Consider the following 15,134-nt stretch of genomic DNA (forward strand, 5'->3'; position numbering starts at 1 on the left):
GACTGCTTACCAAGGATTCTTGGGAGAGGACGGCGTGAGCTTGCCAGCTCGGGTTGCATCCGGGGAGCTTCTGAGTTTCCCGTGCAATTCGGTCGATCCTGGAGTCCGCCGGCTCGTCCAGATCTATTTCCTGAAATTCGGGTGGCACATTAAGCCAAAGTGGTATTTCTTTTTCGGTTGGCTGGAGAAAATCTGATATGCTCACAGCGGAACCTACTTGGCCGTTATGCCGGCGAGTATGAGATTGGCACCACCGGCGACGTCGTGAACTGCTTTGTCCTCACCGCTGGCAACCTTGTCGACAGCCGGCGCTTGAACTAATGTGGTGGCAGAACTTTCGAATACCTTGGCGGTTGTGGTTGCAGCTTCGTCAGTCAATCCTGGAATCTTTGATGTAATTTTAGTCACAATTTCGCTGGCTTCGTACATTTCCGAGGCTGCTCCGGTACTAAATTTGGCCATCTTCCCACTTAATGAAGCTGCTTCGCCAACGGTATCTAGGCCGGCCTTTGCAGCTTTGACCCCTGGAACTAGGCCTATCGCATCGCCTGCTAGGCTGATCCAAGCGTTGGGGTCGTCGAAGTTTCCCTTGACTGCCATATCTGCTGCGTGAGCGCCAAGAGCGATCGCACCAGAGACCAGCGCAACTGGCGCTGCGATTGCGTTGATGCCGGGAATGAAGGACAGGACACCGGCGATAGCGGAGACAATGCCGGCGATATCACCGATCGTGCTGAGAGCCCCTTCGAAGAACTCGCCGATTCCTTCCCAGAAGCCTTCGTCGGGTGCGCGGTCACCGGCCTCACGGAGTTTCTTCGCGCACTCCCGTGACGCGTCCTCCCAGCTGTTCTTGAGCTGTTCGGCGTTCCGTCTGAGCTCTTCCACGGTGGCGGCGGCCGAAGCGGCTGCCTTGTTGGCGCGCGTGGCGGCCTCCGCCGCGCCCTGGTCTGCAGGTGCGTCGGAGAACTGACTGGCGGCCTGGACCTGGGCCTGGTTCGCGTGCTGCGCTGCTGCCAGTGCCTGTTGCTCCTTGTCGAGCGCTTCGCGCAGGTTTTCTTCGATACGTGAGGCGTGCTGCTTGAGGTCGGTGAGCCGGTCTGACCAGGCTTTCAGGGCCTTGCCCGCGTGGTTCATGGCCCAGTCGGCGTCATCCAGGTAGCCGGGTAGATCCTCGATGTTCTCGGCAAACTTCTGCGATGCCCCACCGGTCCAAATGTCCTGGTTCGCCTTGATCGAGTTCAGCGCTTCGCGCGCCTCTCTTGCGTAGTCGGACGTGGACTTGAGTTCGCTGGCGAGGTTCTCGAGTGTTGCTACGTTGCCCCGCGCCGGGTCGTAGCCGATGCTGGGATACGGTTCAGCGCTCATCATGCCCCCTTGTTTCCGGACTGCTCGACGCCATCGCGCATCTTCGCCAGCGCGTCGCGGATCCCTTCCTCAGCTTCTCGGTAGCCTTTGGTCGCGTTGTCCAGGCCCTCGCCGATGCCATCGATGGCGTCTTCGATCTCTTCGAGTCCCTCTTTCCACTCGTCGCGGAAGTCTGCGCAGGCCTCGTCGAGTTCTTCCGATCCGATCGAATCCGGTGCGAGGTCGGCGAGGCGCTTGGTTGCCCCCTCGACGTTCTCCTTGCACCTGGTCAGATTCTTGCTGAGTGCCTCAAGGCCGCCGACGTCGACCGTGAAATCTGGCATTGCTCTCCCCTCGCCCCTCAGCGTGCACCTAGTGTGAGCGGACGATAATAGGCGTCGGTCGAGGTGGATGCGGATGCTGGCGGGATCCAGCCACTTGAGAGGTGAGACACAGGACGGCTTACTGCAAACCCGAATATCCGGGCACATGGGGACATCCGCGCGGACCGTGCATTCTCGGCGATGCCGCTTGGGTCGTCAGTTCGACAGCGTTCCCGGATACAGGTGCTGCTCGCCGGGACGTCCACTGTGGTGGAACCAGGCGGCGAAGAAGGCGTCGAGCTTCTGCCCGGAGGTGCGCTCGGCGAACCGTTCGAACTCCGGCCACGACGCGTTTCCCTCGGCGTGCCGGCGGGGCCACTGGCGCAGCACCGTCCAAAATGTCTCCTCGCCGAGCTGTCGGCGCAGCGCGTGCATCGCCAGGATTCCCTTGTCGTACACGCCGGTGAACTCGTTGCCGGCACCCATGTCGTAGAGCTGTGGCGCCCAGAACCCTTCGGTGGCCGAGCCGACCGCCCCGCGATACCTGGCGTCCAGATCGACGTTTTTCTTACCTTCGTCCCACAGCCACTGCGCATAGCTGGCGAAGCATTCGTTGAGGCAGATGTCCGCCCACGACGACACGGACACCTCGTTGCCGTACCACTGGTGCGCCAGCTCGTGGACGATCGTCGCGAATCGGGCGTTGGCGTCGTACGTGGGCCTGCCCTGCGTCTCCAGTGCGTACCCGGTTTCCGCACCGAGGTAGATGCCGCCCGTGGTGGTTGCGGGGTGATCACCGAACCGCGATTCGAGGAACCGCACCACCTCTCCGGTGCGACGCGCCCCCGGCCGCAGGTCCTCCGAGCCCGGCGCGAAGGCGTTCAGCACCGGGGTTCCGTCGTCGAGTTCACGGCGGGTGACGTCGAACCGGTCGACCGCCACGGTCGTCAGATACCCGGCCACGGGCTCGGGTTCGACCCACCGCGACGTCGTCCAGCCGTCACGGGTGGCCGACCGCACCTCGCGGCCGATGGACACCGCCGTCCAGCCCTGCGGGACACGTGCCGTCAGCCGGAACGTCGCCTTGTCGCGCGGATGGTCGTTGGACGGATACCAGAACGACGCCGACGGCGGCTCGCCCATCACGAACGCGCCGCCGGACGGGGTGCGGTGCCAGCCGTTGTTGCCGAGGCCACTGGTCGTCCGTCCCGGCGTGCCGCGGTACTGCACCCGCACCCGGAACCGTTGGTTTTCCGCCTTCGCCCGCGCAGGCGTGATCACCAGCTCGTGCGCGCCCTCGCGGTCGAACCGGGCGCGGGCGCCGTCGACGTGCACCGAATCGATCGTCATCCCGCGCAGATCCAGGTTGAACCGACTGAGCGGTTTCGTCGCGCGAGCCGTCATCGTGGAATCGCCGTGGAGCACCCCGGAGCCGGGGTCGTAGCGCACCGACACGTCGTAGTCCTGCGCGTACTACCCGCCGTCGCCCGCCGCCGGGTAGTACGGATCGCCGATCCCGGTTGCGCCCGGCTCGGGAGGTTGTTGCTGCAGCGCAGCGGGGATGTGACTCGTCGGAGCGGCGGGTGGGTACTGCGATGTGGTGGTCCGCGGCCCGTCCCCACCCGAGGTGCGCGCCGTTAGGGTGCACACGAGAGCGAGCACGCAGGGTCCGGCCCGGCGAATGGCGGTAGGGAGAGCGTAGATGCGGTTGGGCGATGGCGCCGTGCGGTTCGGCGGCGCGGGGCAGCCGATCGTGCTGCTGCACGGTCTGATGGGCAGGGCGACGACGTGGTGGCGGGTCGCGCAGTGGCTCACGTCCTACGGTGACGTCGTCGGACTCGACGCACGCGGTCACGGTCGCAGCCCCCGGCCGCTGCCTGCCGCCACCGAGGATTTCGCCGCCGACGCCGCCGAGTTCGTCGAACATCTCGACGCGGGGCCGGCCGTCGTGATCGGACACTCGATGGGCGGTCTGCACGCCCTCGCGCTCGCGGCGACCCGCCCGGAGCTGGTGCGAGCGGTCGTGGTCGAGGACTTCGCCCCGGACTTGCGCGGGCGCACCGTCGACACCTGGCGCGGTCATTTCGAGTCCTGGCCCGTCCCGTTCGCCTCCCTCTCCCACGTTCGCGAGTTCTTCGGTTCTGCCGGCGAGTACTTTGTGGAGTGTTTCGAGGAACACTCCGACGGCTACCGGCTCATCGCCGATCTGGACGACCTGTACGCGATCGCCGCCGAGTGGGGAAATCGCGACTACTGGTCCTATGTGGACAAGTTGGACCGCCCGTTACTCGTCGTCGAGGCGGGCGACACCGTGATGCCCGCGGGTCAGCAGGCGGAGCTGGCCGAACGTGCCGGCGGTCGGCACGTCGTCGTCGACGGTGCGGGACACGTGGTGCACGACACCGCCCCGGACGAGTACCGCGGCGCCGTCGAGGCGTTCCTGTCCGACGTGCTGGACCGCTGACCGCGGCGGGCGGCCTCCGGAACCCGCAACACGGCCTCCGGAACCCGCAACACGGCCTCCGGAACCCGCAACACGGGCCCCGGAATCCGCAACACGGCCCCCGGAATCCGCAACACGGCGGGTTACTGTGCCAGGCGGGTTCGCAGTTCCTCCCGCTCGGCGCCCGTCGCGGCGAGTAGTGGCCACACGTCGGCGCCGAGGTGGCCACTCTCGTCGGCGCTCCGGTGCAGCGACGCGCCGCAGGTCAGCTGCTGGACTCCGTTGGCGCGCTTGAACTTCGCCACCTCGCCGGCCATCGCGGCGGTGAACACGCCGTCGGTCGCCACGTTCGCCCCGCGGTCCCGCAGCAGCGTCTGGGCCGTCCGTACCCGCGGGCCGGCGTCACCCGGCATCAGCAGTGGCCAGGAATCGGGCTGCTCGGCCCGGGTTCCGAGCCGAGCAGCCACCGCCCGGCGCAGTTCCGGCAACCGTCCGTAAAGGATCTCGCCGGGGCACTGGGTGGAGTTGAAGTCGCGATGCCCCATGATCAGGTCCGTGGTGACTCCGTACTGCGAAGCCAGCCACGCGACGAGGTGCACGAGTGAATCCCACAGCGCCTGCGTGACGTCGGCATCGACGTAGATGCCCTCGTTCTCGATGCCGATGCAGGTCGAGTTGTTGTCACCCACGTGCGCACCTTGCACGTGCCGGGTGCCGCCCTGCACGGCCTGGAGCGAATGGTGCCTGCCCTCGGTGGCGTGACCGCCGCGGCTGTTGGTGAACTGCTGGCCCGAGTCTCCCCAGCCGTTGTCGATGTGCAGCTGCTGGATGTCACGCGAGACCTGGAACGCGTGCTCGATCGAGTAGTCCTCACTGTTCGCGCCCGCGGTGTGGTGGACGACGATGTACGTCGGCGGGTGGTCGAGGATGATCGGGTCCTGCGTCGGCGTCTGCGCGCCCCAGTCGACCGTGGTGTAGATCAGTGGCTGGCCGACCTGCCGGGGCACGCTCGACGGGACAGCGGGCGAGGCGCTCGCCCGTGCGGCGGCGAACGTGGTGAGGGCGCTCGCGGCGGTGACGGCGAGGCCGCCCTTGAAGAGCGTGCGACGGTGGAATTCGGGCCGGTCGGGCATATCGTTCGAGCTCCCTCCACTGGCGTGGCTGCGTAGGGATATCGCTGCGGGGATATCGCCGTGTGGGGACATCGGAGCACGAAACAGGGTCCGCTGCGAATAATGACCGACGAAGTGCGGCCCACCGTCGTGAAAACTTTTCAACCGCAGTCGGTGTCGTGACCTGCGTGAACCCTGCCGATAGTGGGCAGGGCACGCCATTCGCCGTCAGCCGAACGGGTTATCGACGTGGGTGAGCCGCCGCGACCGCCGCGGCCGATCAGTGTTCGCCGGGCAGCGCGAACCTGCCGTCGGGCGTCTGCTCGACGAGCCCGTCGGTGAGCAGCGAGTCGAGACAGCGGTCGCGCTGGCCCGCGCGGTCCCACACCACGTCGAGCCGCGTCTTGGGCACCGGTTCGTCGGTCCCGCGCAGCACGTCGAGCAGTAGGCCGCGCACCTGGCGGTCCGTCCCGGCGAACTTCTGCACCGGTTTGGCGGGACCGTCGTAGGCGGGTTTGCCCGCGCGGACCCAGGCGCAGTCGTCGAACACCGGGCAGTCCGCGCACTGCGGCGAGCGCGCCGTGCACACGAGCGCACCCAGCTCCATCAGTGCCGCCGACAGGGTCGCCGCGCGGCGCTCGCCGGCAGGCAGGAGCGCTTCGACGTCGGCCATGTCCTTCGTGTTCGACGCCGGGCCGGCATCGCCTGCGCCGTGTACCGCCCGTGCGACGACCCGCCGGACGTTCGTGTCCACGACGGGTGTGCGCTTGCCGTAGGCGAACGCCGCGACCGCGCGCGCCGTGTACGCCCCGATACCCGGCAGTGCGAGCAACGTGTCGACGTCGTCGGGCACGACGTCGCCGTGTTCGCGGGCGATCACGTCCGCTGCCGTGTGCAGCCGCAGCGCCCGCCGCGGATAACCCAGCTTGCCCCAGGCACGCAGCACTTCGGCCTGCGTGGCGGCCGCCAGCGAGGACGGCTTGGGCCAGCGTTGCAGCCACTCGTGCCAGATCGGCTCCACCCGGGCCACGGGCGTCTGCTGCAGCATGATCTCGCTGATCAGCACGCCCCAGCCGTCGCAGTCGGGCCTGCGCCAGGGCAGGTCGCGAGCGGTCTCGGAGTACCAGTCGGCCAGCGTTTCGGCGGCGATATCGGCGGTCAGCACCACGCGGGCATTAAAACACCGACCCTGCGGCGGCCGAACAGGTCACTCCACCTCGGACAACCGGCCCGTGTGCACGTCGTAGACGAAGCCGCGTACGAGGTCGCGATGCGGCAGGAACGGGCTCTGCTTCGCCCGCTGGACCGACGTGCGCACGCTCGCCTCCACCTCGCGGAACGCCTCGACGGCCCACGTCGGGCGCAGCCCCGTGTCGGCTTCGAGCTCGTCCTTGTAGCCGTCGTCGGTCACGGAGCTCAGCCCGCACTCGGTGTGCTGAATGATCATGATCTCGCGGGTGCCCAGCTTTCGCTGGCTCAGCGAGAGCGACCTGATGGTGTCGTCGGTGACGACCCCGCCCGCGTTGCGCAGGATGTGCGATTCGCCCTCGATGAGGCCGAGTAGCTGGAACACCCGGATGCGGGCGTCCATGCACGTCAGGATCGCGACGTGCTGAGAAGGGCGGGGCGACGAACGGTCGCCGGTGACGACGTCGCCGAGTTCGGCGTTGCGCTGGAGAAGCAGGTCGATCGCGGTCATGACGCTCATATGACCCGGCTTCCGTCGCCGACACAAGTCGGGTTGGCGTTCGTCACTCCGCTCGTGTGGCTCAGGGCCCGAACCAGTGCTGCTCGGCGGTCCGGGGCGGGCCGGACGTGGTGCCCACGCGCAGCTCGGTCGGCAGGGTGATGACCTTCGACGCCACACGGTCGCCCGCTCCGAGCAGCAGCTGGCCCGCGGCCTTGCCCTTCTCCAGCACCGGTTGGTGCACGGTCGTCAGACCCGCGCGCGTCGCCTCACCGATGCCGTCGAAGCCGGTGATCGTCAGGTCGGCGGGAACGCGCAGGCCACGGCGGCCCGCCTCGGCCAGTGCGCCGAGCGCGAGGATGTCGGAGGTGCAGATCAGCGCCGTCACCCGCGGATGCTTGTCCAGCAGCTGCCGCGCGGCCGACGCGCCGTCGTCGACGTGGTGGTCGAACCGCTCGACCACGGGCACCGAGTCCCACGGCACCCCCGCCGCCTCGAACGTCCGCTGCAACGCCGCGAGCCGGGCGCGCTGCACGTGATAGTGCGCGTCCTGCTGGCGATACTGGGATGCGAAGTCGTCGTTGCGGTCGCTCGACAGGCGCATGCACAGCACGCCGACCTGCCGGTGACCGAGGCCGACGACGTGGTTGGCGAGGTCGACGGTGGCGGCCTCGTCGTCGGGGCCGACGCGGTCCAGGCCGTCGAGCTGCGGCTGGTCGACGATCACGGTCGGCACCGGCCGCTGCAGCGCGGCCTCCAGGTGCGGATCGTCGTCGGGTACGGAGTAGACGACGAAGCCGTCGACGCCGGCGCGGTGCACGGCGGCGACGTCCTCGTTACCGGGCCCGCCGGGTACGAGGGTGAGGCCGACGCCCGCGTCTTCGCACGCGAGCGCGAGGCCCTCGAGCACGCCACCTGCCGCGGGGTCGCGGAAGGCGTACGACAGGTTCTCGGTGAGCAGCAGGCCGACGGCGCCCGCCCTGCGCGTGCGCAGTGAGCGCGCGACCGGGTCGGGACCTGCGTAGCCGAGGCGTTTCGCGGTCTCTAGGACGCGTTTGCGCAACTCCGGTGACAGCTGGTCCGGCCGGTTGTACGCGTTGGACACGGTCGTACGCGAGACGCCCAGTTCGGCGGCGAGGGAGGCCAGCGTGGCCTGCCGCCTCGATCGCATCGGCCGGTTCATGAACAAACCGTAACGGTTCAGAACACGGTGCAGAACCGGAGGCCCGCGTCGATCACATTTGGCGGTCCTTCGCGTGGCGCTGCGGCCCGTGCCGTGGCGCGGATCGCAGCCCGGTTGCGCGTCGTGACCACGAGCGTCGGGGCCAGTGACGCAGCGTCGAACCGGTGGTCCTTCCGTCGGGGTTTCGTCACCGATTTCAGCGGTCGCCTCGTTGGGAACGATTTCCATTATCTATACTGACCGTGACAAACGGCTATCCCGGATCGGGTCCCGGGTTCAGGCAGGGTGGTGGACGATGAACAAGGCGCGGGTATTCACGGCGATGCCGCTCGCGGCGGCGCTGGTGGCGGCGACGGCATGCGGTGGTTCCGGTGGTGATTCCGGCGGCTCCGGTGACGACTCCGCGATCACGGTCGTCGCGTCCACGAACGTGTGGGGCGCGGTCGCGAAGGCCGTCGGCGGCGACCGCGTCGAGGTGAACTCCCTCATCGACGACCCGTCGTCCGATCCGCACTCCTACGAAGCGACCGCCGAGGACGCGGCCGACGTCCAGGACAGCGACCTGCTCGTCTACAACGGCGGCGGCTACGACGACTTCTTCACCCAGCTCGTCGAACAAGCCACCGACAAGCGCTCCGTCGTGGCCGTCCCCGACGACGGCGGCGGACACCAGCACGGCCACGGCGGCCACGGCGGCGACGGCGCCGAGAGCGGCGAGCACGGCGACGAGGGCGACGCCGAACACGGCCACGAGGGGCACAGCCACGGCGACGGCGACAACGAGCACGTCTGGTACGACCCGGAGGCCGTGGGCGAGCTGGCCGACGAGGTCGCGCAGGAGCTGGCGGAGATCGAGCCGGGGCAGAAGCAGACCTTCACCGACAACGCCGCCGAGTTCACGAAGCGACTCGAGGGGCTGGAGCAGAAGATCGCCGGAACGTCGGACGGCCGGGTCGTGGCCACCGCGCCGGTCGCGCACTACCTGCTCACCGGTGCGGGGCTCGAGGACGTCACGCCGCCGGAGTACATGCGGGCGATCGCGAACGAGACCGATGTGCCGGTGGCGGCGCAGCAGCAGGTGACGAGCCTCGTCGAGGGCGGCCAGGTCGACGCAGTGATCAACAACCCGCAGACGGTCACGTCCGTCACCGAGAAGCTCGTGAACGAGGCGGACGGCGCGGACGTGCCGGTGGTCGACATGACCGAGACGCTGCCGGAGGGGCAGGACGACTACATTGCGTGGATGACCGGCCAGATCGACGCGTTGGCGGGAGCATTGGGTCAGTGAGCACGACGAGCACGGACGAGATGGATGCGGCGGTCGCGACCGGAGCTGTCGAGATCGGGGGCGCAGCGCTGGCCTTCGGCGACCGCACGCTGTGGTCCGGCCTCGATCTGCGCATCGAACCGGGGGAGTTCGTCGCCGTGCTCGGGCCCAACGGTTCCGGCAAAACGACGCTGCTCAAAGTGCTGCTCGGCCAGCAGCCGCTGAGTGCCGGTGCGGTCCGCGTCGCGGGCACGGCGCCGGGCAAGGGCAACCACCGTGTCGGGTACGTCCCGCAGCAGCGGGCCATGGACCAGCAGCTGACGCTGCGCGGACGCGACCTCGTCGGACTGGGCCTGGACGGCGATCGCTGGGGCACCGGTCTGCGCGGCATGCGCGCCCGCAGGCGCAAGGTCGCCGAAGCCGTCGACTCGGTCGGCGCGACGTCGTACGCCTCGTCGCCGGTCGGCCAGCTCTCGGGCGGTGAACAGCAGCGGCTCCGCGTGGCACAGGCGCTGATCGGTGAACCCGACCTGCTGCTCTGCGACGAACCGCTCGCCTCCCTCGACCTGACGCACCAGCGCACCGTCACCGAACTCATCGAACGGCGCAGGCGGGAGACCGGCACCGCGGTGCTGTTCGTGACCCACGAGATCAACCCCGTGCTGCCGCACGTGGACCGCGTGCTGTACCTGGTCGGCGGCCGGTTCCTCATCGGCACGCCCGCCGAGGTGATGACGTCCGAGACGCTCACCGAGCTGTACGGCGCACCCGTCGAGGTGGTGCGGGTCGGCGGGCAGATCCACGTCGCCGGTGCGCAGAGCGCGCTGTGCGAGGACACCGTGCATCACCACGAACACGACCACGCCGAACCCGTGTGACCGGGTGCTACCCGCCCGCACTCGAAACCGACCGACCCGGATGAAGGCCCGCTGATGGACAAGCTGTTCGACTTCGAGCTGACCGCCCGGCTGCTGCAGCTCGACTTCGTGCTGATGGCGCTCGGTGCCGCGGCGGTGCTCGGCCTCGTCGCGGGCGCGCTCGGGCCGCTGATCGTGATGCGCCGGATGTCGTTCGCCGTACACGGCACCGCCGAGTTGGCGTTCACCGGCGCCGCGGCGGCGCTGCTGCTCGGCATCGGCGTGAGCTACGGGGCCCTCGCGGGAGCCGTCATCGCCGCGCTGCTGCTGGGCCTGCTCGGTGGGCGCGAGTCCGAACGCGACTCGGTGATCGGCGTGATCCTGTCGTTCGGACTCGGCCTCGGTGTGCTGCTGCTGTGGTTCTACGAGGGCAGGTCCAGCAACAAGTTCGGCATCCTCGTCGGGCAGATCGTCGCCATCGAGCAGCAGGATCTCGAGCTGCTCGTCGGCGCGGCGGTCGTGGTGCTCATCGTGCTCGCGGTGATCTACCGGCCGCTGCTGTTCGCGACCGTCGACCCGGCCGTGGCGCTCGCGCGCGGGGTGCCGGTGCGGTGGCTCTCGCCGTTGTTCGCGGTACTGGTGGGAATCGCGACGGCACTGGGGGTGCAGATCGTCGGTGCGCTGCTGGTCGTGGCCCTGATGGTCACACCGGCTGCCGCGGCGGCACGCGTGACGGCCAGTCCGTGGCTCGCGACCGTGCTGGCCGTCGTGTTCGCCGAGACCGCTGCCCTCGGCGGCATCGTGCTCTCGCTCGCACCCGGTGCGCCCGTGAGCTTCTTCGTCACGGCGATCTCGTTCACGATCTACCTGGTGTGCCGGGTCATCGCCTACGTGCGCGGCAGGCAGGGTTCGCTCCGTGACCTCAGCGGATCGGATTCGCCGCGAGCCGCCGTTCGACCATCTTGATGAACCCCTCGTCAATCAGGGGCAGGTCCCCTTCGGCGACCGAACGTTCGACGGTCTGCACCACGACGATCTCGGAGCGGATGAACGTGTCGATCGTCGCCTTCTTGTGGTCGCCGAGCTGCGGGTAGCTCAGCAGCGTCAGGTCCGCGAACGCGGCGGGCAGGTAGCGCGACGAGGCGAACGTGAACGAATCGCCGATGAGCGCCGTCGGTGCGCCGATGGTCCCTTCGATGTCCTTGCCCGCGTCCGCGTCGTAGCGCTCCGGCCCGTCGAACTTGCGCAGCGCATCGTGCGTGCGGTCGGTGCTGCCGTCGGGCATCAGCTGGTAGCGGATCCACGTCTTCGGCGCGGAGCGGCCCAGCATCGAGGCGAGGTCGCCGTCCGACGCCGACCAGCCCACGCCGCGGTTGCGCCACGAGTCGGTGACTCCCGGCTGGAGCTCCTCGGCGATGTCGCGGGTCAGCATCATCGCGCCGTCGTCGGTCCAGTGGGTGTCGTTGGCGAAGTACGGCGGTCGGCCCAGTTGTTCCGCGACGTCCTCGAGTGAAGGGCGGATGTCGAGGAAGTTCTGCTGCTGCTCGGCGAGCTTCCAGAATTGCTCCGTCGCTTCGGCGGCGCAGTCCTTGCCCGCGTAGCTGTCCGGCAGGTGCTGCGGCACCATCGTCGTCTTGTCCGGCGCGATGGTGAGTACGAACCGGCGCCCCGACGCCTCGACGGCGTGCCGGATGCGGTCGAGGCGCTCGAACGTCTCGGTGAGCGGGCGCTCCGGGAAGCACTTGTCCGTGATGTCGTCGCCGTAGTACAGCCAGCCGTCGGAGCCCTCGATGACCTCGGCATAGCCTGCGCTCTGTCGCTGCTGCTGCTGCTGCGAATCGCCGTCGTCGCCCTTGTCCCGGGGCCCGTCGGGAACGCCGGGGATCGGGCCTGCGCCTTCGCCCTGGCCCATCGGCGCCGGTTCACCGAAGACGCCGTGACTGATGCCGTCGGCGGCCTCGATGGCGGCGTCACGGAAGACGAGATGATCGGTCGCCCACTGCGACATGCCGGTGAAGAATCCCCACCCGTCGGCGATGCCGGGAAAGTCGGCGAGCTCGCGATTCTCGATCTCGCTCGGCCTGCCGCCGAACACCCATCCCAGCGCGGGCACCGCGAAGAACACGGCCGCACACACGAGGGCCGTGAGCTGGCGCCTGCCGTGCCGCGGGCGGTACAGCGAATGCTCACGCGGCAGCCACGCCTCGTGCACAGGTGGCAGCTTCGGGGGCGGATTCGTCACGCGGACACGGTATCGGGCGGCGCCTCTCCCGGTGGTCGATACCGGTCGACCCGGGTGGCCGGCGCGGGGTGCCTGACGGGCGCTGGTGTCACCGTGCGGAACGGCTGTGAACACGGCCGTGACAGTGGTGCTCAGTGCAGCATGAGGATGACCTGGAGCTCGCCGACGATGCCGCCGATGAGGCCGCCGACCACCACCAGCTTCCACTCGTCCTGGCGGAACGCGGGCCGGAGCAGTCCCTCGTACTCCACGGGCGTCAGCTTGTGCATCCGGTCCTCGACGAGGTGCGCGACGGCCATCGCCTCGGTCAGGTACCCCTCGGCGTGCTGCACCGTCTCGGGCACGCGGGCGATCGCCTTGTCGGCCGCCGAGCGTTTCATCTCCTCGATCCGCTTCGTGCCGAGCGTGGCGGTCACCAGCGGCCGGGCGTTGCCTGCCTGCTCGTCGATCGCGTCGGCGACGACGCGCGAGATCATCGCCATCAGCCGGTCGGACCGCGGTCCGCGCAGGATCGAGTCCATCAGGTTCGGCACCGTCAGCACGTCGCGGGCGATGATCTCGCCGTACTGCTGCGCGACCTCGGCCTTCCTGCGCTGGAACTTGCCCTGGAAGTACAGCTTGCGCGTGAGGTGGACCGGTTCGCGCGGCACGAAGATCAGCTTGATCGCCAGCCAGTCGGTGAACAGGCCGACCGCGGCACCGAAGACCGGCATGACCAGCGGGTTCTTCGTCACGGCCCACACGAAGGCCTGCACGATGCCGAGCGTGAAACCGAAGTAGATGCCCGATCGCGCGATGAACGCCATTTCCGGACGTGACGTCTCGCGGATCAGCTTCACCAGCAGCTTCCTGTCGCTGGTGAGTCGCCGTACGGTCATCTCCTTGACGTCGAGGAAATCGTCGACGTTCTCACGCATCTCCAGCATCAGCTGCCGCACGAGCTGCGGCGTCTGCGCCTGGATCTGCTTGATCACCAGGTCCTGAGCCACGGTGGGCAGGCGTTCCCACACCCGGGGATGATTCTCGGTGAGGACCTCGCGCGCGACGTCGTCGACCGTCCGCAGCAGCGGCTGCTCGATCTCCTCGGTGATGCGATCGGGGTCGATCCGCGCGAAGACGTCCTTGATGTCGAGGAGATTCTGCGTCAGCAGGTCCGTCGCGATCGCGGCCATGCGTCCGCCGTGCTGCGGGACGACGCCCTGCCAGCCGAGGAAGGTGCCCTTGATGCCCTTCCATTCGATCGGACGGAACATCATCTCGATGGCCACGCTCTTGGTGACGTAGCCGATCAGGGCTGCGATGAAGGGGATGGCCGTGTACAGCGGCCAATTCTGCGAGATGTCGGCGACGATCACGTCGATATCCACGTCGCGGTCTCCTTCCCCCCTTAGCCGGTCACGCCGTCGAACAGTATCGCGACCGGTTGTGATGCCAGGTATGGGCATCACGGCAGCGAACTCATTAGAGTTGCCGAATGGCCGAAGCCGATGTCACCCCGAATCCCCCCAAATCCGGCGCCTTCACGACCGTGTTCCGCGGTTACGACCAGGTGCAGGTCGACGAACACGTCAAGAATCTCAACTCCAAGCTGGAGCAGACCTCGCGCAGCCGTGACGACGCCACGGCATCGGTCGCCGACCTGACCAGGGCGCTCGGGCACGCGCAGCAGGAGCTGGTCGAAACCAAGGCGGCGCTCACTCGGATGGCCGAGGAGCCCACCGGGCCCGCGGCGATGAGCGAGCGGGTCAAGACGATGATGAAGCTCGCCGAGGAAGAGATCGACGAGCAGCGCAAGAAGGCCGAGGAAGAGGCGGACGCGACCAGGTCGGCCGCCGATTCGTACGCGGAGAAGACGCGTGAGGAAGCGCGCGCCGAGGCGACTCGTCTCGCCGAGGAGGCCGAGCGCGAACGCGGGCGGCTCGACGAGCAGGCCGCCGAGAAGCGCGCCGACGCGGAGAAGGCGTCGCAGGACAAGATCGCCGCCGCGGAGAAGAAGTCCGCCGAGGAGGTCGCCGCGACGAAGGCTGCAGCGGAGAAGTCCGCCGAGGAACTCACCGGCGACGCGAAGAGCCGTGCCGACGCCATGATCTCCGAGGCGGAGGCGAGGCTCGCCGACGCCAAGGAGAAGCACGCCCAGGCGCTCGAACTGCGCGCGACCGTCGCCGACCGCTTGGCGGCCAGCAACACCGCGCTCACCGACGCACTCGACAAGCTCGGCCAGACGCCGGAATCACCCGAATGGGCGACATCCGGTTCGGACGGCGGAGCCGGGTCCGCATCCTCTGGCGCCGAGAGCGCGGCATCCTCGGGCGCCGGGAGCGCGACGGGAGCGACCACGAAGCGGCAGGAGGGCGCGTCGAAGCCGCAGGCCGCATCTGGACAGCCGGGAACGGACGGCTCCTCGGCAGGGGCGGAGGCCGCGGAGGCTGCTGCTGCGTCGTCCGGTACGGCAGCGGACAAGGCAGCGGACCAGACCGACGAGGGCGCGTCCGGCAAGCCCAAGCCTGCGCCCACCAAAACCGCTGGACAGGGTAAAGGCGCCACGTCGGCGTGAGGCGTGCGAGACTCAGGGGTGATACCGGCACGTGGCGGCCGTAGTACGCAGGGTCGGCCGGCCGATGCCGATCGTCACGCACCGGCGAAGATCACATCGGTGCTGTCAATACGGACGGAACG

The 15,134-nt window shown here is 68.5% G+C and carries 13 protein-coding genes and 1 pseudogene; 5 read left to right on the forward strand and 9 right to left on the reverse strand.

Annotation, left to right across the window (positions count from 1 at the left end; translation table 11 throughout):
• Positions 1-213: 213 nt before the first annotated feature.
• From LY41_RS06810 to LY41_RS06820, 3 genes and pseudogenes are all read right to left on the reverse strand, one after another.
• Positions 214-1,365, reverse strand: a complete 1,152-nt coding sequence (locus LY41_RS06810; protein ID WP_253863028.1) for an HrpF/NolX family T3SS translocon protein — start codon at positions 1,363-1,365, stop codon at positions 214-216.
• Positions 1,365-1,688 (reverse strand): WXG100 family type VII secretion target, encoded by a 324-nt coding sequence (locus LY41_RS06815; protein ID WP_253863029.1) that lies wholly within the window; start codon positions 1,686-1,688, stop codon positions 1,365-1,367. Before LY41_RS06815 ends, LY41_RS06810 begins: the two co-directional genes overlap by 1 nt.
• Before the next feature lie 195 nt (positions 1,689-1,883).
• Positions 1,884-3,350, reverse strand: a pseudogene (locus LY41_RS06820) (M1 family metallopeptidase).
• 19 nt (positions 3,351-3,369) lie between these two features.
• Between LY41_RS06820 and LY41_RS06825 the strand changes: the two are divergent.
• Complete coding sequence (locus tag LY41_RS06825; protein ID WP_253863030.1) at positions 3,370-4,131, forward strand: alpha/beta fold hydrolase; 762 nt, start codon at positions 3,370-3,372, stop codon at positions 4,129-4,131.
• Positions 4,132-4,253: 122 nt separating this feature from the next.
• Here LY41_RS06825 and LY41_RS06830 read toward each other — a convergent pair whose 3' ends face one another.
• From LY41_RS06830 to LY41_RS06845, 4 genes are all read right to left on the reverse strand, one after another.
• Complete coding sequence (locus LY41_RS06830) at positions 4,254-5,243, reverse strand: peptidoglycan recognition protein family protein (RefSeq protein ID WP_253863031.1); 990 nt, start codon at positions 5,241-5,243, stop codon at positions 4,254-4,256.
• A 259-nt stretch (positions 5,244-5,502) separates the two neighbouring features.
• Complete coding sequence (locus LY41_RS06835; protein WP_425563714.1) at positions 5,503-6,390, reverse strand: iron-sulfur binding domain-containing protein; 888 nt, start codon at positions 6,388-6,390, stop codon at positions 5,503-5,505.
• Positions 6,391-6,429: 39 nt separating this feature from the next.
• The gene (locus LY41_RS06840; RefSeq protein ID WP_253863032.1) at positions 6,430-6,921 is read right to left on the reverse strand and encodes a beta-class carbonic anhydrase; all 492 of its coding nucleotides are present in this window, start codon (positions 6,919-6,921) and stop codon (positions 6,430-6,432) included.
• 70 nt (positions 6,922-6,991) lie between these two features.
• Positions 6,992-8,092, reverse strand: coding sequence for a LacI family DNA-binding transcriptional regulator (locus LY41_RS06845; protein WP_253863033.1), 1,101 nt, complete (start codon positions 8,090-8,092; stop codon positions 6,992-6,994).
• 295 nt (positions 8,093-8,387) lie between these two features.
• Between LY41_RS06845 and LY41_RS06850 the strand changes: the two genes are divergently transcribed.
• The 3 genes from LY41_RS06850 to LY41_RS06860 are packed head-to-tail and all read left to right on the forward strand — an operon-like array spanning position 8,388 to position 11,182.
• The gene (locus tag LY41_RS06850; RefSeq protein ID WP_253863034.1) at positions 8,388-9,380 is read left to right on the forward strand and encodes a metal ABC transporter solute-binding protein, Zn/Mn family; all 993 of its coding nucleotides are present in this window, start codon (positions 8,388-8,390) and stop codon (positions 9,378-9,380) included.
• 20 nt (positions 9,381-9,400) lie between these two features.
• Positions 9,401-10,237, forward strand: coding sequence for a metal ABC transporter ATP-binding protein (locus LY41_RS06855; protein WP_253864015.1), 837 nt, complete (start codon positions 9,401-9,403; stop codon positions 10,235-10,237).
• A gap of 54 nt (positions 10,238-10,291) precedes the next feature.
• Positions 10,292-11,182, forward strand: a complete 891-nt coding sequence (locus LY41_RS06860) for a metal ABC transporter permease (protein ID WP_253863035.1) — start codon at positions 10,292-10,294, stop codon at positions 11,180-11,182.
• Here the strand turns inward: LY41_RS06860 and LY41_RS06865 are convergent.
• Entirely contained in the window at positions 11,139-12,458 is a 1,320-nt protein-coding gene (locus LY41_RS06865) for an alginate O-acetyltransferase AlgX-related protein (RefSeq protein ID WP_253863036.1), read from the reverse strand. The genes LY41_RS06860 and LY41_RS06865 overlap by 44 nt on opposite strands.
• 131 nt (positions 12,459-12,589) lie before the next feature.
• Positions 12,590-13,819, reverse strand: a complete 1,230-nt coding sequence (locus tag LY41_RS06870) for a DUF445 domain-containing protein (protein WP_253864016.1) — start codon at positions 13,817-13,819, stop codon at positions 12,590-12,592.
• A gap of 113 nt (positions 13,820-13,932) precedes the next feature.
• Here LY41_RS06870 and LY41_RS06875 point away from each other — a divergent pair, with 113 nt between their 5' ends.
• Positions 13,933-15,012 (forward strand): coiled-coil domain-containing protein, encoded by a 1,080-nt coding sequence (locus tag LY41_RS06875; protein ID WP_253863037.1) that lies wholly within the window; start codon positions 13,933-13,935, stop codon positions 15,010-15,012.
• The last annotated feature ends 122 nt before the right edge of the window (positions 15,013-15,134 follow it).

The sequence above is a fragment of the Prauserella halophila genome, assembly GCF_024171895.1.
GTDB lineage: Bacteria > Actinomycetota > Actinomycetes > Mycobacteriales > Pseudonocardiaceae > Prauserella > Prauserella halophila.